This window comes from Massilia sp. 2TAF26 (genome assembly GCF_052115005.1).
In the GTDB taxonomy this organism is placed as follows: Bacteria; Pseudomonadota; Gammaproteobacteria; order Burkholderiales; family Burkholderiaceae_D; genus Telluria.
Map to the genome: position 1 here is coordinate 117,839 of NZ_JBFRFV010000015.1, position 22,062 is coordinate 139,900.

A 22,062-nucleotide genomic window follows, 5' to 3' on the forward strand; every position below is an offset into this window, starting at 1 on the left:
AAGCATGAAAACGTCCCGCTCCCACGGTTTCACCCTGCTCGAAGTGCTGGTGGCGCTGGTCATCGTCGGTACTGCGCTCGGCGCCGGCCTGCGCGCGGTGGGCAGCCTGACCGCCAACAGCAGCGGCCTGCGCTCCTCGCTGATGGCGACCTGGTCGGCCGAGAACCGCCTCGTGCAGATCCGCCTGGGCAAGGAATTCCCGGAAATCGGCAAGCGCGGTTTCGACTGCCCGCAGGGCGATTTGCACCTGGTCTGCCAGGAAGAAGTGTTCGCCAGCCCGAACCCGCGTTTGCGCCGCGTCGAAGTCTCGGTATTCGACATCGACAATCCGAACCGGCGCATCGTCAAGCTGGTCCAACTTGTCCTAAGGCCGCGTCTACTATGAAACCCGGGTCCGTGAAATTCATGCGCCGACGCGGCTTCACCCTGGTCGAACTGCTGGTGGCGATCAGCATCCTCGCCATCGTCGCGGTGCTCGGCTGGCGCGGGCTGGACGGCATCATCCGCGCGCGCGTGGCGCTGACCAACCAGATGGAGTCCACGCGCGGCATGCAGCTGGCCTTCGCCCAGATGCAGAGCGACTGCGAGCACATCGCCGGACGCGACGTGCTCGACCGCCGTCCCTACCTGCTGACCGGGACCGACCGTTTCACGATGGTGCGCGAGGTGTTCACCGAGAACCAGCCCTCGCGCCTGCAGGTGGTGGCCTACCGCGTCATCAACGGCAGCCTGATACGGCGCGAGACCGCCGCCGTGCGCGACCTGGCCCAGCTCGACGGCATGTGGCAGGCCGCGATCAGCGACACCGACACCAGCGGCGCCGTCGCGCTGCAGGCCGGCGTCACCGGGATGCAGGTGCTGACCTGGGAGAACCGCGCCTGGCGCCAGTCGACCAGCGCGGCCACCACCGGCGGCGCGGCCGCCGCCGCCGCCGCCAACGGTACGCCGCCGGCACAGCAGGACCCGAATACCGTGCCGCTGCCGCCGACCGGGCTGCAGGTGGCGCTGCAGGTGCAGGGCCAGGATGTACCGATGACCAAGTCTTTCCTGCTGGGGGAACCATGAGACGGCCACGAATCGGGGGCATGCGTGAACGCGGCGTCGCCGTGATCACCGCGCTGCTGCTGACCACGCTGGCGATCTCGATCGTCGCCAGCTTGTTCTGGCAGCAGCAGGTGCAGGTACGCTCGATGGAGAACCAGCGCCTGACCCTGCAGACCAAGTGGATCCTGCGCGGCGCCCTCGACTGGGCCAGCCTGGTGCTGTTCCAGGACGGCCTCGACCACCGTGACTACACCGCGCTCGACCACGTCTGGGCCACGCCGCTGGCCGAAACCCGGCTCGACCAGTACATCGAACGCGAGCGGGTCCAAGGCGAAAATTTCGATGCTACGCTGTCGGGCAACATTATCGACGCATGCTCGCGTTACAATCTGCGCAACCTTGCCGACAAGGGCCAGGTGGACGCCGGCCAGATGGAGATCTTCGGCCGCCTGCTGCGCAACCTGCAGATGGACCAGCAGCTGGCGGCGCGGGTCGCCGCCTTCGTCGCCGCCGGCCAGCCGCTGGAGGCGGCCACGCCAGAGGGCGGGACACCGGCCGGCGGCACACCGACGGGCGGGACCAGCGGCGAGGGCGGGAACATCGGACAGGGCGTGGCAAGCGGCGCGGCCGGCGGCGCGGCGGGAGGTACGGGCGGCACCGCCAATCCGCCGACCGGCAACCTGGCGCGCGCGTCGCGCAGCAGCGTGGCCGGCTCGCCGATGAAGTTCCTGGCGGTAGATGATTTGCTGACGGTGCCGGGCTTCACGCCGGCCATGGTCGAGCGCCTGCGGCCCTTCGTGATCGTGCTGCCGGACGTGACGCCGGTGAACGTCAACACGGCGCCGGCGGAAGTGCTGGCATCCCTGGTGCCGAACATGTCGGTGTCGGAAGCGAATTCGCTGGTCGTACGGCGGCAGCGCGCAGCCTGGCGAGACATTAATTATTTTTCGTCAGAAATTGGAGAGAGCAGGCCGATCACGCCGGGTGCTGCGAGCGTCAAGAGCGACTGGTTCCTGGTAGACAGCCGCATCCGCCTCGACCGTGCTGCCCTGGACGCCGAGGCGCTGATCCATCGCTTTCCGACCCTGATTGCCGGTGGCGGCGCGCAAGTGGTGTGGATCCGCCAATACTAAGACAAGAGCGGCGCTCTGAAAGAAAGAGAGACAGATTGACTACACTGTATATCCGGCATCCCGCCCGCGCGGAAGGCGAACATGCGCTGAGCCGCTTCGCCCTCGTGAACGACGGCGGCGTCATCGAGCAGCAGGGCGAAGGCCCGCTGCGCAACCTCGGCGACCTGGTCGGTGGTAACCGGGTCGTGCTGCTGCTGGCCGGCACCGATGTCAGCCTGCTGTCGGTCCAGGCTCCGCCGCTGACCGGCGCGCGCCTGAAGGCGGCGCTGCCCGGCCTGGTCGAAGAACACATCCTGGGCGATCCGGCCGACCACGTGCTGGTGGCCGCGCCCCAGCAGCCGGACGAGACCCGTCCGATCGCCGTGGTCGACCGCGACTGGCTGGAAGCCATCGTGCGCAGCCTGCTGGCCCAGGGCGCGCGCTCGGTCGCCGCCGTGCCGGCCCAGCTCTGCCTGCCGCTGCAGCCGGGCAGCGTCTCGGCTGCCATCCAGGGCGCCGAACTGACCCTGCGCCAGGGCCTGTTCCAGGGCTTCGGCCTGGCGCTCGACGCCGTCCCGGCAGTGGTGCTGCAGACCGCGCGCGCCTTCAGCGGCGACGCCCCGCTGGTGCTCTACGTGCCGGCCGGCCAGCTGGGCGAATACCAGGCCCTTGCTTCGGAAGCCGGTCCCGGCATCGCCCTCGAAACCGACGACTGGGCGCACTGGATCGCCGGCTCGAAGAGCACCGCGCTCGACCTGGTGAGCGGCCTCGGCGCCGCCGGCAGCCAGCCGCGCGACTGGCGCCGCTGGCGCTGGCCGATCCGCCTGGCCTTGCTGGCGCTGGCGGTCAACCTGATCGGCCTGAATATCGAATGGCTGCGCCTGAAGCGCGAAGCCGAGACCGTACGCCAGTCGATGACCCAGACTTTCCGCTCGGTGTATCCGAACCAGACCACGATCCTCGATCCGGTGGCCCAGATGCGCCAGAACATCGCGCGCGCCCGCGCCAGCACCGGCGACGTCGCGCCCGACGAATTCACCTGGATGGCATCGGCCCTCGGCGAAGCGACGCGGTCTCTCGCGCGTCAGCCCGGCATTGCGTCAATCGAATACCGCGAACGCGCGCTGTCGGTGAAAGTCAAACCCGAAACCGTCGACCCCGGTTTGACGGGCCAGTTGCGCAGCGCCCTGGCCGCCCGCAACATGAGTCTCGACGAGACCGCACCGGGCAGCTGGGTGATCCGCAGCACAGGAGTCAAGCAATGAGTTTCGCCACCACCATCGCCCAATACCGCGAGCGCGCCACCGCGCTCTGGCTTTCGCGCACCGAACAGGAACGGCGCTTCCTGGGCGTCGGCGGCGCCGTCGTGCTGCTGGCGCTGCTCTACCTGATCCTGGTCGACCCGGCCGTCGAGGGCCGCGCCCTGCTGAACCGCAGCCTGCCGCAACTGCGCCAGCAGGCCGCCGAACTGCAGGTCATGGCCCAGGAAGCGACCAAGCTGGCGCAGGCGCCGGCGATCCAGGTGGCGCCGCTCACCCGCGAGACCGTCAGCACCAGCCTCAGCGGACGCAGCCTGACGCCGCAATCGCTGTCGATGACGGGCGAGTACATCAAGCTGCAACTGAATAACGTGTCGTTCGCCAACCTGGCAAGCTGGCTCGACGAACAGCGCCGCAGCAACCGCGTGCTGGTGCAGGACGCCGTCGTGACCGCCTTGCCGGCGGCCGGCCAGGTCGATGCCAGCCTGACGCTGCGCCAGAACACCGGCAACGCTCAATGAGGCAGGCGCTGCTGTGGATCGGGCTGAGCGTGCTCGCGGTCGCCGTCACGATCCTCGTGTTCCTGCCGGCGGCGTGGCTGGGACCGATGGTCGAGCGCCAGACGGGCGGACGTTTGACTCTGGGGGATGCGCAGGGTACGCTGTGGCGCGGCTCGGCCTTCGTGGGCGGCGCCCCGGGCGAGGGCGGGGCGGTGACGCCGCTGCTGCCGGGCCGGTTCAGCTGGCGGCTGTCGCCGCTGGTGCTGTTCGGCCAGGTCAGCATGGAACTGGCAAACGACAAGGCGCTGGCGCAGCCGGTCAGGATCAGCGGCAGCTGGTCGCAATGGCAGGTCAGCGCCGGCGAACTGCTGCTGCCGGCCGAGGGCCTGGCCGGGCTGGGCGCGCCGCTGAACACGCTGGCGCCGTCGGGCGTGATCAGGCTGTCGTGGAATCTGCTGGACATCGCACGCCAGGGCCAGGCGGTGGCCGTGCAGGGACGGACCGTGCTGTCGCTGACCGATATGGGGTCGCGCATGAGTCCGGTAAAGCCGCTCGGCAGCTACGAGCTGGCGATGGACTGGCGCGGACAGCGGGCGGACTTGTCCCTGCGTACCGTGCGCGGCGCGCTTTTGCTCTCTGGTAGTGGTACGCTGGAAAACGGCCGGCTGCGATTCTCGGGCCAGGCGCAAGCGGCCGAAGGATACGAAGACTCGCTGGGCAACCTGCTCAACCTGCTGGGCCAGCGCCGAATGGTGAACGGCAAGAACATAATCGCATTAGAGTTCAGATAATGAAAAACACCCACCGTAGCACCCTGCAACTTCCGGCCCTGCGCCGCATCGTCGCCGGCGCCATGCTGTGCTGCGCCGTCGTGACGGCCGTTGCGCCCGCGCCCGCCTTTGCCCAGGAAGGCGGCGGCGCCGCGCTCAACTTCGTCAACGCCGACATGGAGTCGGTGATCAAGGCGGTCGGGCACTACACCGGCATGACCTTCATCATCGACCCGCGCGTCAAGGGTACGCTGACCCTGGTGTCGGAGCGCACCCTGAGCAAGGCCCAGGCCTTCGCCCTGCTGACCTCGGCGCTGCGCCTGCAGGGCTATGCGGTGGTCACAGGCGACGGCTACGCGAAGGTGGTGCCGGAAGCCGAAGCCAAGCTGCAGTCCTCGCCGACCCAGGTCGGGGTCGGCGGCTCGAAGGCGCGCGGCGACCAGATCGCGACCCAGGTCTACCGCCTGCAGCACGAATCGGCGGCCAACCTGACGGCCGTGCTGCGCCCGCTGATCTCGCCGAACAACTCGATCATGGCCGATCCGGGCAACAACAGCCTGGTCATTACCGACTACGCCGACAACCTGCGCCGCCTGTCGAAGATCATCGCCGCGCTCGACGCGCCGTCCACCGGCGACCTCGACGTGGTGCCGATCCGCAACGGCATCGCCAGCGACGTCGCGACCCTGGTCACGCGCCTGATGGAGCCGAGTCCGGGCGGCGACGCCGGCCGCGTCACCGTGCTGGCCGATCCGCGCACCAACGCGGTGATCGTCCGTGCGCCCTCGGCGGCGCGCGCGAACATGGCGAAAAGCCTGATCGCCAAGCTCGACCAGCCGACTGCCGAACTCGGCAACATCCACGTCGTCTACCTGAAGAACGCCGACGCCAGCAAGGTCGCGCAGACCCTGCGCGCGGTGGTGTCGCAGGATGCCTCGGCGGTGCCGGTGCAGCAGCAGGGCACCTCGGGCGGTTCGATCCAGTCCGCCGGCGCCGGCGGCACCGGTGGCGCCGGCGGGCTCGGCGGCCAGCAGGGCCAGCAGAGCAGCGTCGGCATGGGCGGCACCGGCAATACCTTCGCCCAGCAGGGCCAGGCCACGGCGGCCGGCGGCGGCGGCGGCCAGGGCTCCGGCTTCATCCAGGCCGACGCCTCGACCAACAGCCTGATCATCACCGCGCCTGACGCGGTCTACCGCAACCTGCGCGCCGTCATCGACCAGCTCGACGTGCGCCGCGCCCAGGTCTACATCGAGGCGCTGGTGGTCGAGATCACCTCGAACAAGGCGTCCGAGTTCGGCGTGCAGTGGGTCGGCCTGTCCGGCGACAACACCAGCAGGTACCGCGTGGGTGGCCTGCAGTCCTTCAACAGCGGCCAGTCCAACAACATCATCAACCTGGCGGCGGCCGCGGCCGGCGGCCTGGGCGGCACCGGCACCACCGGCGGCACCAGCAGCAGCCTGCCGTCGCTGAGCGGCCTGTCGGTCGGTATCTTCCGCCAGATCAACGGCAAGCTGGGCCTGGGCGCGATCGCCAGCGCCCTTGAAAGCGACGGCAACGCCAATATCTTGTCCACGCCGAACATGATCACGCTGGATAACGAGCTGGCAACGATCAAGGTCGGCCAGAACATTCCGATCATCACCGGTTCGTTCACGACCGGTGCGAGCGGGGCCAGCAATCCGTTCCAGACGGTCGACCGCAAGGACGTGGGCCTGCTGCTGAAGGTGCGCCCGCAGATTTCCGAAGGCGGTACGATCAAGCTCTCGATCTACCACGAGAATTCGGGGATCGACAATTCGGTTCCGACCAACTCGGGCGGCATCATCACCACCGTCCGCGCGATCGAAAGCAACGTGCTGGCCGACGATGGCCAGATCATCGTACTCGGTGGCCTGATCTCGGATGACGAAGGCCACAACGTCGAAAAGGTGCGTGGCCTGGGCGACCTGCCGATCATCGGCAACCTGTTCAAGTACCAGACGCGCAGCCGCGTCAAACGCAACCTGATGGTTTTCCTGCGTCCCGTGGTGGTGCGCAGCAAGGAACAGAACACCAGCGTCTCGATGGACCGTTATGAGCTGATGCGTGCCACCGGCGAGGCCAGCCAGCCGGTCGACGATTCGGTCCTGCTGCGCAACCTCGGTGCGCCGATGCTGCCTCCATTAACCAATGGCCAGCCGCCCGCGGGCGGTGCGATGGCCACGATGCCGCCGCCGGCGCCGGTTGCGCCGCGGCCGGGCGCCGCCACCGGTCCGGGCACCAACCAGCCGGTCCGGCCTGGGCAGTCCCAGCAGCCGCAGTACCGCCCGGTGCAGCCGGCCCAGTCTCCGGCCCAGCAGCCCGTCCAGCAGCCCGAATACCGGCCGGCATCGCCGACCCAGAATTGATGAACCATGACTAACCTGTTGCCCTACGCATTCGCACGTGACTACGGCGTGCTGGCGCGTTCCAACGGCGACCCTTCGCAGGCCGTCGAAGTGCTGGTCTCGAACGCGACCAAGCCGGCCGCGATCGCGGAAGTCTCGCGCCGTTTCGGCCGCATCGCCCTGCACCGCATGGACCGCGCCGAACTGGAAGCGGCGATCGCCGCCGCCTACGCCAATGCCGGCGGCGACGCGTCCCAGGTGGCCGACGAATTCGATGCCGACCTGGACCTCACCAAGCTGCTGCAGGACGTGCCGGCCATCGAAGACCTGCTGGAATCGTCCGACGACGCCCCGGTGATCCGCATGATCAATGCGCTGCTGACCCAGTCGCTGCGCGAAGGCGCCTCCGATATCCATATCGAGCCCTTCGAGCAGACTTCCGTGGTGCGCTTCCGCATCGACGGCGCGCTGCGCGATATCGTGCGGCCGCGCAAGGCGATCCACGCCTCGCTCATTTCGCGTATCAAGATCATGAGCCAGCTGGACATCGCCGAGAAACGCCTGCCGCAGGACGGCCGCATCACCTTGCGGGTGGGCGGCAAGCCGGTCGACGTGCGCGTCTCGACCCTGCCGACCGGCCACGGCGAGCGCGCCGTGCTGCGTCTGCTCGACAAGGAAGCGGGCCGCCTCGACCTCGGCCACCTCGGCATGAGCGAGAGCCTGCTGCCGCAGTTCGACAGGATGATCAACCAGCCGCACGGCATCGTGCTGGTGACGGGCCCGACCGGTTCCGGCAAGACCACCACGCTGTACGCCTCGCTGTCGCGCCTGAACGCGACCACCACCAACATCATGACGGTGGAGGATCCGATCGAATACGACCTGCCGGGCATCGGCCAGACCCAGGTCAACGCCCGCATCGACATGACCTTCGGCAAAGCCCTGCGCGCCATCCTGCGCCAGGACCCGGACGTGATCATGATCGGCGAGATCCGCGACCTCGAAACCGCGCAGATCGCGGTCCAGGCTTCGCTCACCGGCCACCTGGTGCTGGCGACCCTGCACACCAACGATGCCGCCTCGGCCGTCACCCGTCTGCTGGACATGGGCATCGAGCCCTTCCTGTTGTCGTCATCTCTGCTGGGCGTGATGGCGCAGCGCCTCGTGCGCAAGCTCTGTCCCTACTGCAAGAAGCAGGATGGCAACGGCCAGTGGCAGGCGGTCGGCTGCGAGCGCTGCGGCCATACCGGCTACCACGGCCGGGTCGGCGTCTACGAACTGCTGGAAACGAACGAGCAGATCCGCGCGCAGATCCACAACCAGGTGTCGGAAGCCGAGATCCGCGACACCGCGCTGAAATCCGGCATGAAGACCATGCGCGAGGACGGCGAACGCTGGGTCCGCGACGGCGTGACCACGGAAGCCGAGCTGGTCCGCGTGACGAAGGCTGACTGATGCCGGCATTCCGCTATGAAGCCGTCGATACCGGTGGCGTCACCCGCAAGGGCGTGCTGAACGCCGACAGCCCGCGCGCCGCACGCGCCGACCTGCGCCTGCAGGGCCTGACGCCGCTGAGCGTCGAGGCCATCGCGGCCCAGGTCGACGAGAGCGGGGCGACCCGTTCGCGCGGCTTCGGCGAACGCCTGTCCCAGGTCGAGCTGGCCCTGTTTACGCGCCAGCTGGCCAGCTTGCTGGAAGCGGGCCTGCCGCTCGAACAGGCATTCACGGCCCTGCTGGAACAGGCCGAGCGCCCCTACATGCGCGACCTGATCGCCTCGATCCGTTCCGAGGTGATGGGTGGCGCCTCCTTCTCCAGCGCGCTGTCGCGCCACCCGCGCGACTTCGCCGAGATCTACCGCGCGCTGGTCTCGTCCGGCGAGCAGATCGGCCAGCTGGCGCGCGTGCTGGCGCGCCTGGCCGACTATATCGAGCGCCGCAACGCGCTGGTGCAGCGGGTGCGGCTGGCGTTCACCTATCCGGCCATCGTTACCGTGGTCGCGTTCGCGATCGTGATCTTCCTGCTCACCTACGTGGTGCCGCAGATCGTCTCGGTGTTCGCCAACACCAAGCAGAAGCTGCCTTTCCTGACCATCATGATGCTGGGCGTGTCGAACTTTACGCGCGCTTACGGCATCTATGTGGGATTGGCCATCGTCGGGGCCTGGATCATGTGGCGCCGGGCGCTGCGCAATCCCGCGCTCAAGCTGCGCTGGCATGCCTGGCTGCTGGATGCCCCGGTCTACGGCCGCTTCGAGCGCAGCCTGAACACGGCGCGTTTCGCCAGCACCCTGGCGATCACCACCGGTTCCGGGGTGCCGATCCTGCGCGCGCTGGAAACCAGCCGCGACACGCTGTCGAACGTGGCCATGAAAGGGCTGGTGGAGGACGCGACCGCCAGCGTGCGCGAGGGCGTGAGCCTGGCGCGGGCCTTGTCGGTCCAGAAGTATTTCCCGCCGATGCTGGTGCACATGATCCGCGCCGGCGAGATCACCGGCGAATTGCCGGCCATGCTGGAGCGCGCCGCCGATTCCCAGCAGGCCGACCTGGAGCGCCGTGCACTGACCATCGCCGGCCTGCTCGAGCCGGTGCTGATCCTGGCCATGGGCCTGGTCGTGCTGCTGATCGTGCTGGCGGTGCTGATGCCGATCATTGAAATCAACCAGTTGGTGCGCTGATAAGGAAATTGATGAACAAGCGTTTGCCCCTCGTTTTGAGCCTGCTCGGCGTGATCCTGCTGGCGGCCTCGCTCGCCTACTGGATCATGCAGCTGTACAAGCCAGTGCAGCGCCCGATCGCCGCGGTGCCGCGCACGAGCATGCCGGAGCCGTCGATCGATGCTGCCGCAACCTTGTTCGGTGGACAGGCCGCCACCGCCAGCGCAAGCAATTACCAGCTGACCGGCATCGTTGCCGCCGGGCGCGACAGCGTGGCCATCATCGTGGCCGAGGGCTCGCCGCCGAAGGCGCTGAAGGTGGGCAAGGAAGTGGCGCCGGGCATTACCCTGGCCGAGGTGCATCCGCGCTATGTGATGCTGTCCGATGGCGGCGTCATGAAGCGGCTCGACTTGGCGGCCGACACCAAGCCGGCGGCGTCCATGGACGGCGCCGCGGTTCCTCCGGGAGCGCCGGCGGCAACACCCAATGCGCCACCGCCGCTACCGGTCGGCGCCACGCCGGAGCCGCCAATGGCGCCGGGTGCAATCCAGCAGTCGACCCAGAGCCAGGAGTTCGGCAACCAGGCCGAGCCCACCCAGCAGCATGAGGCGCCGCCGCCGGCCAACCCGAACGCCGCGCCCGCCAACCAGAACAATCAAAACAATCCGAACGTGAACAACCCGCCCCCGCCCCCGGCGCCGGTACAGATGCCGCCGCCGACCCGCTCGACCGGCAGCCCGGCCGGTGGCGCGGTGCCGACCACGCAATAAACCTTAACGGCGGAGTGCCGTAAAGGCGGAGAATTCCCAGGAGCGGAACCCCACCAGCAAGGTAAAACCGTCGCGTTCGCGCGGCGGCAGGCGGCGGTCGTTGCGGTGCAGGCGCGCCAGTTCGCCGGCCAGTTGGTGGATTTTTTCCACCAGTTCGCCGGCGCTGGCCAGCGACAGCCGCGCCGGCAGGCACATCAGCGCTTCTCCCGGGCCGTCGAAGCGGCCGTCGAAATAATCCCCCACCACATGCTCGCGGAAATAGCGCTGCACCGGGCCGTCCGGCAGCCAGCGGAAGGCGTTCGAGACGCGCAGGCTGTAGCGGTTCAGGGGTTTCAGTTCGATCAGTCCCAGCCGGTCCAGCTCGGCCAGCAGGCCGATGCATTCGGGCTCGGTCAGGCGGTAGGTCTCGACGATCTGCTCCAGGCTCCAGTGCCCGAGGCAGCAGATCGCCATCAGCAGCAGGCGCGGATTGGCGACCAGCGAGGTTTCCTGATTGAGGGTGAGGGTGTCGGCCTGGGGCCGGGCGTCGGCCGCGCGGCGCAGCACGTCTTCGAGGGCGATGCCGGCGGCCTGGCAGATCTGGGCCAGGCGGGATAGCGTCATGTCCTTCTGGCCGAACATGCGCTTGATGCTCGATTCGCTCATCGCGATGCGGTCGGCCAGCATCTTGTAGGTGATGCCCGCGGCGCGCAGCTCGGCGCGCAGGACGTCCAGCAGCATGTCGGGTGAGCTCATGGGCTTTGTCGTTTGTGCTTACTCGTCGTCGGCTTCCAGCTTGACCTTCTTCAGCGCGCGCTTGGCGGCCAGCCTTTCGCTGGCGACCGGCTTCTCGTGGGAGCCGGCCGAGCGCTGCTTGGCGAAGCCGGCGAAGGGGTTGCGCGGCTTGAGCGGTGGTGCCGGTTGGACACGCAGCATCATTCTCTGCCGGGTTGCAAGCGCCTTGTTCGCCATCTTCGCTCCTTTGATTACAACACGTAACGCGACAGGTCTTCGTTGACCGCCAGCTTGTCGAGCCGCTCGTTCACGTAGGCGGCGTCGATGACCAGGGTCTGGCCCGACTTGTCGCTGGCCGAGTACGAGATCTCCTCGAGCAGCTTTTCCATCACCGTGTACAGGCGGCGGGCGCCGATGTTCTCGGTGCGCTCGTTGACAGAATACGCGATCTCGGCCAGGCGGTRGATGCCTTCCGCTGCGAATTCCAGGCTCACGCCCTCGGTCGCCAGCAGGGCCTCGTACTGCTTGGTCAGGCTGGCGTCGGTGGAGGTCAGGATGCTCTTGAAATCTTCGACCGACAGCGCTTCCAGTTCGACGCGGATCGGGAAGCGGCCCTGCAGTTCCGGGATCAGGTCGGAAGGCTTGGACAGGTGGAACGCGCCCGAGGCGATGAACAGGATGTGGTCGGTCTTGATCATGCCATATTTCGTGTTCACCGTCGTGCCCTCGACCAGCGGCAGCAGGTCGCGCTGCACGCCGGCGCGCGAGACGTCGGCCCCGCCCTGCTCGGAGCGCGAGGCGATCTTGTCGACCTCGTCCAGGAACACGATGCCGTTCTGCTCGACGGTCTGGATCGCCTTCTGCTTCATCTCGTCTTCGTTGACGAGCTTGGCGGCTTCCTCGTCGATCAGGATCTTCATCGCGTCCTTGACCTTCATCTTGCGCGGCTTCTTGCGGCTTGCTCCGACGCCGGCGAACATCGACTTGATCTGCTCGGTCATCTCTTCCATGCCCGGCGGCGCCATGATGTCGACCTGGGGTGCGGCGTCAAGCACTTCGATCTCGATTTCCTTGTCGTCGAGGGCGCCTTCGCGCAGGCGCTTGCGGAAGGTCTGGCGGGTGGTGTCACCATCCTTCGATTCGGTGCTGGCGACGTTGAAGCCGAAGTCGCGCGCCGGCGGCACCAGGATGTCGATCACGCGGTCCTCGGCGGCGTCTTCGGCGCGCTGGCGGTTCTTCTTCATTTCGCTGGCGCGGGTCTGTTTGACGCCGATGTCGATCAGGTCACGGATGATGGTGTCGACGTCGCGGCCGACATAGCCGACCTCGGTGAACTTGGTCGCCTCGACCTTGATGAAGGGCGCATCGGCCAGCTTGGCCAGGCGGCGTGCGATCTCGGTCTTGCCGACGCCGGTCGGGCCGATCATGAGGATGTTCTTCGGCGTGATCTCGTGGCGCAGGGGTTCAATCACCTGCTGGCGGCGCCAGCGGTTACGCAGGGCGATCGCCACCGCGCGCTTGGCCTTGCCCTGGCCTACCACGTGCTTGTCGAGTTCCGAAACGATTTCGGCGGGGGTCATGTTCATGTGATGGTTGTTCATTGATCAGCTCAGTCCAGCGTCTCGACGATGTGGGACAGGTTCGTATAAATGCACAGCTCGCCGGCGATGGTGAGCGCCTTCTTGACGACGTCCGCCGGGGACAGGTCGGTGTTTTCCTGCAGGGCCTTGGCGGCCGACTGGGCGTACACGCCGCCCGAGCCGATCGCGCCGATGCCGTCCTCGGGCTCGAGCACGTCGCCGTTGCCGGTGATGATCAGGGTCTTCTCGCGGTCGGCGACCAGCAGCATCGCCTCCAGGCGGCGCAGGATGCGGTCGGTGCGCCAGTCCTTGGCCAGTTCGACCGAGGCGCGCAGCAGGTTGCCCTGGTGTTTTTCCAGTTTGGCCTCGAAGCGGTCGAGCAGGGTGAAAGCGTCCGCGGTACCGCCCGCGAAGCCGCACAATACCTTGCCCTGGTACAGCTTGCGCACCTTGCGCGCAGAGCCCTTCATGACGACATTGCCCAGGGTGACCTGGCCGTCGCCGCCGAGCGCGACTTGTTCGCCGCGCCGCACGCTCAGAATGGTCGTGCCGTGAAATTGTTCCATAGTTGCCTCGTGGTTGATTGCCAACCGCAGGTGGGGCTACTCCATACAATTACAAGGTGAAACTGTCGGGTCCGGCAGCCGGCTTACGGTTCGATATTGTTCAGTATTTGTGTGCGTACAGGCGCGCGACTTCTCCCACGCCGAGCAGGCGCAGCAGGGCGGCCACGAGGTGGTTCAGGTCGCGCAGCTCGATGCTGCGCGGCGCATCGGCGTTGCCGCTGCCCTTGTCATGCGCGGCCAGCTGGCGCAGGCGGGCGCCGAACACGGTGGCCGCCACGTAGTCCATGCGCGCCAGGCGCGAGCAGTCCAGCACGAGGGAGGGATGCTGGGCGGCATAGGCATCGATCGCCGCCAGCAGCGCCGCGCTGTCGCCCTCGACCAGGCCCGGCAGCAGGAAGCGGTCGCCGGCGGCCGCGCTGCCGTCCGTGGTGGCGCCGACGCTGACGGCGGCCCGCGCCGGCGCCTCGAAGGAGGGCGGCGAGACCTCGAAGGTGACGCAGTAATCCATGGCCGTCTCTTCGAAATCCTTTTCGCGGTTCAGCAGCAGCAGCAGTTCGAGCAGCAGCAGCCAGGGCGCTTCGCCGGCGCCGCGCTCCCCGATCGCCAGCATCGGGCGCAGCACGGCGATCAGGTGGTCGGCGCCGGCCACGGCCAGTTCGCGGCCGCTGCGGCGCAGGGTCTGCAGGGCATCGAGCAGGACCGCGCAGCCCTCCGCGGTGGCGCTGGCGACGGCGCCGAATTCCAGGCGCACCAGCGGGCCGGCGGCGGGCGCCAGCACCCTTGCCAGCTGGACGCCGGCAGTGGCGTCGAGCCGGCCCGGCAGGGTGGCGGTCGGGGTCACGCCGGCGAAGGGCTGGCCGGCCGCCTGCGCCGCCGGCGGCGCGTTCGGCGGCAGCCAGGCCGGCGGCGAGGTCTCGAAATGGCTGGCGTAGTCGATCGCGATGCTCTCGAACGCGGCCTCGCGGCCGGTGACCTGGTAGAGGTCGAACAGCATCCACCAGGGCTGGCGCTCATTGCGGCAGGGGCTGCCGAGGCAGGCGCGCAGGGCCGCTTCGGCAGCCTCGCCCTGGCCGTTGGCATACAGGATGGCCGCTTCCTCGACGGCCGGCGCGCTGGAGGGCGCCGCGGCGGGGTCCGGCGTGCCTTCCTCGGCCAGCAGGCCTTCCGTGTTCAGTTCGAGCAGGGAGGCGCTCGGCAGGCCCGCGGCGACCGCCGGCGTGCGCCGGTTGCCGGCCCAGGCCCGGTCGTCGAAGATGTCGGAAGCCATCTCGAGTTCGATCTCGTCGATCTTGGCGGCGGTGGCGCGCGCGATCTCGCGCTGGCGCTCGCGCTCGGCTTCGGTGTCGAGCCGCATGCGGGTGGACGGCGCGAAGGCGCTGGCAGGACCGGCGCTGTCGATGGCGGCGCGCGGGCGTGCGCCGGCCTGCGCCTCGGGCGCATCGTCCTTTTTCTTGAGGAAGGAAAAGAATCCCACGTCGGTCCTTGTCTACCGTTTTTCACCGGTCGAGACAGTAGCACGACGGCCTGCGGCACGTGGCGCGCACGCCTGAGCTGCGTCAATCGACAGGCTAGCCGACGCTAGTGTATCCCATGGGAAATTTATCTGGCGTCCAAATAAAAAAAGCATGCGATGGGCGCATGCTTTTTTCAGGGCAGACCGTCACGGTTCAATCACCGTACAGTTTCTGCTTCAGTTCGCGGCGCTGCTGGGCTTCCAGCGACAGCGTGGCGGTCGGGCGGGCGATCAGGCGCGGAATGCCGATCGGCTCGCCGGTTTCCTCGCACCAGCCGTATTCGCCGGCTTCGATGGAAGCCAGCGACTGCTGCACTTTCTTGAGCAGCTTGCGCTCGCGGTCGCGGGTGCGCAGTTCGAGCGCGTGTTCTTCCTCGATCGTGGCGCGGTCGGCCGGATCCGGCACCAGCACCGTTTCACGCAGGTGCTCAGTCGTCTCGCCGGCGTTCTTCAGCAGTTCCTTCTCGAGTTCCTGCAGGCGGTTCTTGAAGAACGCCAGCTGGGCCGGATTCATGTAGTCGTCGTCGCTCATGGCCCGAATTTCCTCTTCCGTCAGGAGGCGGTCTTCGGGCTGCGCCACGGTATTCGGTTTCGTTGTTTTAGTCATGACTTCACTTACCTTTGATACGACAGAGTTTCCATTTTATCAGCTTACTCAGCGGTACTATTATGACAGTGTGCGCGCTGATTCGCTGCCGTGACGGCAGGGCTTGCTGCCCTGCCTGTCCCGCTGCCTGGCGGGACTGTTCAGTCGTTTGACTACCGGCCTGCACAGTCAGCTTGGCTGACCCGCAATACAGAACCGGAGTAGTTTATACCAAACATTGTTCTAATCCGCGGATAAAGACGTCTTTTGGTAAATTTTTACCAATAAAGACCATTTTGCTCCCGCGCGGCTCCTGATCGCCCCACTTTGCACCCAGGTCGCTGCCCATGATTTGATGCACGCCCTGGAATACGACCTTGCGATCCGCGCCGGCCATCGACAGCACACCTTTATAGCGCAGCATATTCGGGCCGAACACCTGCACCATGCTGCCGAGGAACTGGTCGAGGCGTTCCGGATCGAAGGCGCGCTCGCTCTTGAACACGAAGGCGGCGATGTCGTCGCTGTGGTGGCTGTGGTGATGGTCGTGGTGATCGTGGCTGTGGTCGCAGGCCTCAGTGTGGACGTGATCGTGGTCGTGCTCATGTCCGTGATCGTGGGCTTCGTCGGCGGTCAGGAAGGCCGGGTCGAGTTCCAGCTTGTCGTTCAGGTTGAAGCCGCGCAGGTCGAGCACTTCCTGGATCGGCGCGCGGCCGAAGTCGGAGGTGGAGATCGGCGCACGCGGATTGATGCGGCGGATGCGCGCCTTGAGTTCCTCGACGGCGGCGGCGTCGACCAGGTCGGTTTTGGACAGCAGGATCTTGTCCGCGAAGCCGACCTGGCGCTGGGCCTCCTCGTGGCGGTCCAGCTGGTCCATGCCGTGGCGGGCGTCGACCACGGTCACCACGGCGTCGAGCAGATAGTGAGCGCCAACTTCCTCGTCGACGAAGAAGGTCTGGGCCACCGGACCGGGATTGGCCAGGCCGGTGGTCTCGATCACCACGCGGTCAAACTGCAGCTCGCCGGCATCGCGCTTGCGCGCCAGGTTGCCGAGGGCGACGATCAGGTCCCCGCGCACCGTGCAGCAGATGCAGCCGTTGTTCATCTCGACGATCTGCTCGCCCGAATCCTGCACCAGGATTTCGTTGTCGATGTTTTCCTGGCCGAATTCGTTTTCGATTACGGCGATCCGCAGGCCGTGGTTTTCCTGCAGGATGCGGTTGAGCAGCGTGGTTTTGCCGGCGCCGAGGAAGCCGGTCAGGATGGTACTGGGGATCAATTCCATATTTCGCTATCCGATCAAAGTGGGGCCGGACGGCCGCCGAGAATCGGGGGATTATGCCGGAATTTATCGAATGTCACCACCGAGCACGGCCGTGCGTGCGCCCGCTTCGGTCCTTACTTGGCTTTGGCGCGCGGATGCGCCTTGTCGTAGACCGCCGCCAGGTGCTGGAAATCGAGCGAGGTATAGATCTGGGTCGAGGTGATGCTGGCGTGGCCCAGCAGTTCCTGGACCGCGCGCAGGTCGCCCGAGGATTGCAGCAGGTGCGAGGCAAAGGAGTGGCGCAGCACGTGGGGATGGACGTGGACCGGCAGGCCGGCCTTCAGCGCATGGGCTTTCAGGCGGTGCTGGACCACGCGCGGCGTGACGCGGGCGCCGCGCGCCGACAGGAACAGGGCCTGGCTGCCGTCGCTGCTGGGCGGACGCACCGCCAGCCAGGCCGCGATTGCTTCCAGCGCCGGGCCGCCGACCGGCACCCGCCGCATCTTGCTGCCCTTGCCGGTGACCACGACTTCTCGCGCCTCCAGCTCCAGCCAGCCGAGCGAGGCCGGCGCGCCATCCCTGGCGGCGACGAAGCCGAGGTCCAGTCCCACCAGTTCCGAGACCCGCAGGCCGCTCGAGTACAGCAGCTCGAACATCGCGCGGTCGCACAGTTCGGCCGGTTCGGGGTGGCCGCGGCGGTTCGCTTCCATCAGGCGCACGGCGTCGTCGACCGGCAGGGCTTTCGGCAGGCGCCTGGCGCGGCGCGGCGCACGCACGCCCTCGACGGGGTTGGCGGGAAGAAGCGTGTGGCGGGCCAGCCAGTTGAAGAAGCCGCGCCAGCCGGACAGCTTGCGCGCGATCGAGGTCGGGCTCTGGCCCTCGGCATGCAGTCTGGCGGCGAAGCGGCGGATCTCGAAATGGCTCAGCCTGGTCCAGTCGCTGTGGCCGGCCAATGCGGACAGTTCGGCCAGGTCGCGCGCATAGGCGGCGAGGGTATGGCTGGAGAGCTTGCGCTGGGTGCGCAGCTCGTCCAGGTAGCGGCCGGTCCAGTCGTCGGCGGCCGGGCTGTCCATCTCAGGCAGCGCGCAGGGGGCAGAGGGCGGCGCTGGCCGTCTCGCCGATGTGGACCAGGAAGTCGGTCGCCATGCTGGCGCCGAAGCGTTCGGCATCCGGCGAACCGAGCACCAGCAGGCCGAAGGCCGAGCCGCCGGCGCGCAGCGGCACCAGCACGGTCGAGCGTACGGAGGCGCTGTCCTCGAGCCAGCGCACGGCGTCGAAATCGCGGTTCGGGCCGCAATACGGCGCACGCAGGCCGTTGGCGAACAGGCGGACGTCGTCGGACACGTCGCTTGCATACCACTCGTCGGCATGGCCCGGACCCAGGTTCCACAGGCGCAGGGTCGCCTGCGGCACCACGAAATGCTTGATCAGGCCGTCGACCACGGCGCGCGGCATCGCGGCCGGCGCTTCGTCGGGAGCGCCGGCTTCCAGCAGCTGGCGGGTCCAGCCGTGGAAACGGTTGGCGATCGCCGCGTTTTCCTCGGCATGGCGCACCAGTTGCGACATGCGCAGTTCGAGCGCCTTGTACTTGTCGCGCATCACTTCCATCTGGCGTTCCTGCAGCGAGACGGCGCGGCCGGTCAGTGGGCTCGACAGTTTTACCTCGCCCAGCAGGCCGGCGTATTCTTCAAAAAACTGCGGGTGGTCGACCAGGTATTGGGCGATGGCAGCGGGATCCAGCGTTACGGTCATTGCACGGTCTTGCGAAAAAGGTGGACCGCTCATTTTACCTGACTGCAAACGCCGTAAGCAGATAAACATCGCCGTTCCGCCCGCCGCCGTGGCGCCGGCGTCAGAAGCGGTAGCGCATCCCCAGCTGGAAGGCGCGCCCGTCCTCGCCCGGCTTGGGCGTGAAGCCGCCCGGCGCCCCCGCCGTGGCCGGACTGTACTGGGCCTCGTTCCGGTTGCGGATGAAGGAGGCCACCGCGTAGATGTCGGTGCGCTTCGACAGGAAGTAGTTGTAGCCGAGAGCGAACAGGGTGGCATCGCTGTCGGACACCGTGCGGTCGTTCTGGTGCGCGACCGAGGCCAGGATGCGGCCCGGCCCGATGCGGTAGTGCAGCCCGACCTGGTAGCCCACCGCATCGATCTGGCTGTTGAAGCTGATGTTGTCGATGAACACGGTGCGCAGGGCGGCGGCGGTGGCCGGGCCGAGCGGCGCGAGCTGGGGCGCGATCTGAGCATCCCAGCCGGCGATATAGGTGGGCAGCAGGGTCGAATGACGGTTGCGCTGGTCGTGCCAGCCGGCGAAGAATTTCCAGTCGTTCCAGGCGTACGAGCCGCCGATCGTCGAACTGCGCAGGCTGGGCGCGCCGTTCGGGTCGTAGCCGTGGTTGTGGCCGATGCCGACATCCCAGCCGTTCGCCTTGTAGGTGATGGCCGCGCCCCAGAACTTGTTGTACAGGCCGTAGTAGCCGGAACCCCGGCCCGCGATCATGACCGAGGCGCCGATGCCGGAGGGCAGGGCGATCCGGTACTGCAGGGAACGCTGGGAGCGGATGTCGGCGCCCAGCGCCTGGAAGCCGGCGGTGCCGCCGGTGATGCTGCCCCAGGTGCCGCCGGTGCCGACCTCGAAGGTGTCGGCGGCGGCGAAGACTTCGTAGCCCGGCGTGTACATGCGCCCGACCAGGACCGCGCCCAGCGGCGTGATCATGCCGACCATGGCGGTGCGGTCGAACAGGGCGTTTTCCGGATTGACGGCCGGGCCGCCGGGCGGCTGCAGCGCGCGGCGCACGGCGCTCAGGAGGTTGGGCGGCAGGGCGCCCATGCCGCGCGTCAGGTAATAGCCCTGGTTCTCGTTGATCAGGACCGGCTGCTGCTTGCCGGTGTCGAGTTCGACGCGCGCCTCCAGGTTGAACACGGCTTTCATGCCGCGGCCGAGGTCTTCGCTGCCCTTGAAGCCGAGCCGCGAGCCGTCTTCGCCACCACTGATGATCTTGGGGTGGGAGCCGCGCTGCCACATCAGGCCCGCATCGGCGATACCGTAGAACTGAACGCTGGTCTGGGCCAGCACGAGGGTCGGAACACAGGCGCCGGCGAGCGCGCCCAGCAGGATCTTCTTCATCGCATCTCCCATGGCAAATCGGACCGCATCGACATCATCGGATGCCCATCAATTCGCGCCGGCCAATACTGCTCAGCCGCGTAAGCGTTGCGCGAATCGCACAAGGCCTGGATGCAACAAGGGCGGACCTGGTTGCCCAGGCCCGCCCTTGCGGACTTCAGCTAAACGGGAGCAAGCTCCCGGTTTGGCTTAGAACGAGTGGTTCACGCCCACGTCGTAGTGGTTGACAGTCGGGGTGCCAGCCAGGTTGCCGGTGGCGACGTTGACGATGTCTTTCTTACGCGATGCGTCCACGTACAGGTAGGTACGCTTCGACAGGTTGTATTCGTAGCCCAGCGAGTACTGCTTGGTCGAAGCAGTGTTGTCGATGTGCTTGCGGCCGTAACCAGCCAGCACCTTGCCCGGACCGACGGCGTAGGTCGCACCGACCAGCCATGCCTTGGTCGTCGGACGCAGGGTGTTGGTGTGCTCCTGGTCCTGGTGGGTGTAGGTAGCCATCAGCTTCAGTTCCGGGGTAGCGGCGACCGAACCGGCGACCGACCACACCTTGCTTTCGACGGCGTTACGCTCGTAAGCCACCATCGCGGCTGCCGGACCGTTGTTGTAGGTCGCAGCGACCGAGAACGGGTTCACGGTGCCTTCGGCATTGACGCCGTACGAAGCAGCGCCGGCGCCGATACCGGTCAGCGAGCCGCCGGTCGATTCCTTGGTTGCCCACGAAGCGTTCACCTGGAAGCCATTGGCGACCGGCGAGTTATAGAAGATCGCATTCGAGATGCGGTTGTTGTTCGGCGAACCGCCGCTGGTGTTGGTGTCCAGCGGAGCCGAGTTGAAGCCGGCGACCGAGATGTCGGTGTAGAAACCGGCCGGCGACGGCAGGCCGTGCCACGGCTCGAACGAACCGACGACTTCCTGGAACGGGGTCAGGCCACGGCCCAGGCGGACCATACCGAAATCACCTTGCAGACCGACGCGGGTCTGGCCCTGGAACAGCGGACGGCCGTTGTTCTCGGTGGTGCCGGTGTCCGGCTCGTAACGCATTTCGATCTGGAACAGTGCCTTCAGGCCGTTGCCCAGGTCTTCGGTACCTTTGAAGCCCAGGGTGTTCGAGGCACGCTTGCCGATGTTCAGGGTCTGGTCGGTACGCTTGATCAGGCCGGCGTCGATGTTACCGTAGATCGTCACAGCGGTTTGAGCTTGCGCCACACCGGCGAATGCGCCCAGCAGAGCGACTGCCAAGAGTGATTTTTTCATCTAATTGTTTCCTTATAAAGTGAATCGCAGGAATCCAGAGAGCATTGAGACTTATTCTTGTTGCTGAACACTCGGATGTGTGAACTTTAGTTTCTCAATGCGTCAAGATTGTCGGATTTGTCAATTATGACGGCTCCACTTGGTCGAAAGCCAATAAATCCAATCGTGCTGTTGTATTTTCGAAACGCCTGGGTTCGTGCAGCAGGGAAATCTTAAGCCTTGTTTAAGTTTCCGGGCGTCATCATGCCAGCCAGGCACAAGCAGTGATATTTGTGCAGCCTCAAATGCACATGGAATCGCAAACGAATCGCCCCTGAGCCGGCTATAGACTCTGGCCCATCCGTCAACCGCACACCGGATCACACAGCTTGGCGAACTGATCCGTCACGTATTCACCGTGATTTGCATGCTTCTGTACGCATCTGCGGCGGCGTTTCCATTACCGATACGTAGTAAGACAAGCGATGGCAAACCGTGAAGAGCTAGCAATCATCCGTGGCGCGCGCGCCGGCCGGGCCGAAGCCCAGCTGGCGCTCGGCCGGCTCTACCTGTTCGGCAGCACCGGTCTGCCGAAGAGTCTGCCCACCGCCCTGCACTGGTTGGATCGTGCTGCAAGGCAAGGTTGCGCCGAGGCATGGCAGCTGATCGGCAACCATATACCCCTCGACCTCGCCCGGCAGAGTTCCGAGTCCGTCACCGGCTGGTACGAGCGCGCCTACGACGGCGGCCTGGCGCGAGCCGGGCTCGTCTATGCACAGCTGGTGCTGGGCGGCGAGCGGGTGGCGCCGGGGCAGCGCGCCAAGGCCCTGCGTGCGCTCGAGGACGCCGGCCGCGGCGGCTTCCCCGAGGCGCAGTGGCTGCTGGCGCGCGAACATGGGGCCGCGCCGCGCGCGGGCGGGCTGGAGCGCGRCATCCCGGCCGGCGGCTTGCCGGCAGCCGGACCCGCCGCCGTTGCCACGGAGCGCAGCCCTGCCACGATGCCGCGC

At 67.0% G+C, this 22,062-nt stretch carries 21 protein-coding genes and 1 pseudogene; 11 read left to right on the forward strand and 11 right to left on the reverse strand.

Going from position 1 to position 22,062, the window contains the following annotated elements:
• Positions 1-4 precede the first annotated feature (4 nt).
• Genes gspI through AB4Z32_RS16755 form a run of 10 tightly spaced genes read left to right on the forward strand, consistent with a single transcriptional unit; the run spans position 5 to position 10,475 of the window.
• The gene (gene gspI, locus AB4Z32_RS16710; RefSeq protein WP_442122983.1) at positions 5-385 is read left to right on the forward strand and encodes a type II secretion system minor pseudopilin GspI; all 381 of its coding nucleotides are present in this window, start codon (positions 5-7) and stop codon (positions 383-385) included.
• A gap of 20 nt (positions 386-405) precedes the next feature.
• Positions 406-1,065 carry a PulJ/GspJ family protein gene (locus AB4Z32_RS16715; protein WP_442122984.1) on the forward strand — a complete coding sequence of 220 codons (660 nt, stop codon included), beginning with the start codon at positions 406-408 and terminating at the stop codon, positions 1,063-1,065.
• Between the two features lie 20 nt (positions 1,066-1,085).
• Positions 1,086-2,177 (forward strand): type II secretion system minor pseudopilin GspK, encoded by a 1,092-nt coding sequence (gene gspK, locus AB4Z32_RS16720; protein ID WP_442122985.1) that lies wholly within the window; start codon positions 1,086-1,088, stop codon positions 2,175-2,177.
• A 35-nt stretch (positions 2,178-2,212) separates the two neighbouring features.
• Complete coding sequence (gene gspL, locus AB4Z32_RS16725; RefSeq protein ID WP_442122986.1) at positions 2,213-3,421, forward strand: type II secretion system protein GspL; 1,209 nt, start codon at positions 2,213-2,215, stop codon at positions 3,419-3,421.
• Entirely contained in the window at positions 3,418-3,936 is a 519-nt protein-coding gene (gene gspM / locus AB4Z32_RS16730) for a type II secretion system protein GspM (RefSeq protein WP_442122987.1), read from the forward strand. The genes gspL and gspM overlap by 4 nt, the downstream gene beginning before the upstream one ends.
• On the forward strand, positions 3,933-4,706 hold the full coding sequence (gene gspN, locus AB4Z32_RS16735; protein ID WP_442122988.1) for a type II secretion system protein N: 774 nt from the start codon (positions 3,933-3,935) through the stop codon (positions 4,704-4,706). The genes gspM and gspN overlap by 4 nt, the downstream gene beginning before the upstream one ends.
• Complete coding sequence (gene gspD / locus AB4Z32_RS16740; RefSeq protein WP_442122989.1) at positions 4,706-7,072, forward strand: type II secretion system secretin GspD; 2,367 nt, start codon at positions 4,706-4,708, stop codon at positions 7,070-7,072. Before gspN ends, gspD begins: the two co-directional genes overlap by 1 nt.
• A gap of 6 nt (positions 7,073-7,078) precedes the next feature.
• Complete coding sequence (gene gspE / locus AB4Z32_RS16745; protein ID WP_442122990.1) at positions 7,079-8,506, forward strand: type II secretion system ATPase GspE; 1,428 nt, start codon at positions 7,079-7,081, stop codon at positions 8,504-8,506.
• A complete protein-coding gene (gene gspF, locus AB4Z32_RS16750; protein ID WP_442122991.1) occupies positions 8,506-9,726 on the forward strand; it encodes a type II secretion system inner membrane protein GspF in 1,221 nt (406 codons plus the stop codon). Before gspE ends, gspF begins: the two co-directional genes overlap by 1 nt.
• A gap of 11 nt (positions 9,727-9,737) precedes the next feature.
• Positions 9,738-10,475 (forward strand): type II secretion system protein N, encoded by a 738-nt coding sequence (locus tag AB4Z32_RS16755; RefSeq protein WP_442122992.1) that lies wholly within the window; start codon positions 9,738-9,740, stop codon positions 10,473-10,475.
• Positions 10,476-10,478: 3 nt separating this feature from the next.
• On the opposite strand, the gene AB4Z32_RS16760 is transcribed toward AB4Z32_RS16755, so the two are convergent.
• From AB4Z32_RS16760 to AB4Z32_RS16810, 11 genes are all read right to left on the reverse strand, one after another.
• Complete coding sequence (locus tag AB4Z32_RS16760; protein ID WP_442122993.1) at positions 10,479-11,210, reverse strand: helix-turn-helix domain-containing protein; 732 nt, start codon at positions 11,208-11,210, stop codon at positions 10,479-10,481.
• A gap of 18 nt (positions 11,211-11,228) precedes the next feature.
• Positions 11,229-11,390: a hypothetical protein gene (locus AB4Z32_RS16765; protein WP_442122994.1), complete on the reverse strand. Its 162-nt coding sequence runs from the start codon at positions 11,388-11,390 to the stop codon at positions 11,229-11,231.
• Between the two features lie 50 nt (positions 11,391-11,440).
• Positions 11,441-12,775 carry an ATP-dependent protease ATPase subunit HslU gene (gene hslU / locus AB4Z32_RS16770; protein ID WP_442122995.1) on the reverse strand — a complete coding sequence of 445 codons (1,335 nt, stop codon included), beginning with the start codon at positions 12,773-12,775 and terminating at the stop codon, positions 11,441-11,443.
• Between the two features lie 23 nt (positions 12,776-12,798).
• Positions 12,799-13,335, reverse strand: a complete 537-nt coding sequence (gene hslV / locus AB4Z32_RS16775; RefSeq protein WP_442122996.1) for an ATP-dependent protease subunit HslV — start codon at positions 13,333-13,335, stop codon at positions 12,799-12,801.
• Between the two features lie 100 nt (positions 13,336-13,435).
• The gene (locus AB4Z32_RS16780) at positions 13,436-14,809 is read right to left on the reverse strand and encodes an STAS domain-containing protein (RefSeq protein WP_442122997.1); all 1,374 of its coding nucleotides are present in this window, start codon (positions 14,807-14,809) and stop codon (positions 13,436-13,438) included.
• Positions 14,810-15,002: 193 nt separating this feature from the next.
• Entirely contained in the window at positions 15,003-15,455 is a 453-nt protein-coding gene (gene dksA / locus AB4Z32_RS16785) for an RNA polymerase-binding protein DksA (protein ID WP_442122998.1), read from the reverse strand.
• A gap of 205 nt (positions 15,456-15,660) precedes the next feature.
• Positions 15,661-16,719 (reverse strand): CobW family GTP-binding protein, encoded by a 1,059-nt coding sequence (locus tag AB4Z32_RS16790; protein ID WP_442122999.1) that lies wholly within the window; start codon positions 16,717-16,719, stop codon positions 15,661-15,663.
• 113 nt (positions 16,720-16,832) lie between these two features.
• The gene (gene xerC / locus AB4Z32_RS16795; protein ID WP_442123000.1) at positions 16,833-17,771 is read right to left on the reverse strand and encodes a tyrosine recombinase XerC; all 939 of its coding nucleotides are present in this window, start codon (positions 17,769-17,771) and stop codon (positions 16,833-16,835) included.
• Position 17,772: 1 nt separating this feature from the next.
• The gene (locus AB4Z32_RS16800) at positions 17,773-18,450 is read right to left on the reverse strand and encodes a DUF484 family protein (protein ID WP_442123001.1); all 678 of its coding nucleotides are present in this window, start codon (positions 18,448-18,450) and stop codon (positions 17,773-17,775) included.
• A 100-nt stretch (positions 18,451-18,550) separates the two neighbouring features.
• Positions 18,551-19,822 (reverse strand): porin, encoded by a 1,272-nt coding sequence (locus AB4Z32_RS16805; protein ID WP_442123002.1) that lies wholly within the window; start codon positions 19,820-19,822, stop codon positions 18,551-18,553.
• Between the two features lie 189 nt (positions 19,823-20,011).
• Positions 20,012-21,076 carry a porin gene (locus AB4Z32_RS16810; protein WP_442123003.1) on the reverse strand — a complete coding sequence of 355 codons (1,065 nt, stop codon included), beginning with the start codon at positions 21,074-21,076 and terminating at the stop codon, positions 20,012-20,014.
• Positions 21,077-21,540: 464 nt separating this feature from the next.
• Between AB4Z32_RS16810 and AB4Z32_RS16815 the strand changes: the two are divergent.
• A pseudogene (locus AB4Z32_RS16815) lies at positions 21,541-22,062 on the forward strand (hypothetical protein); the annotation flags it as partial.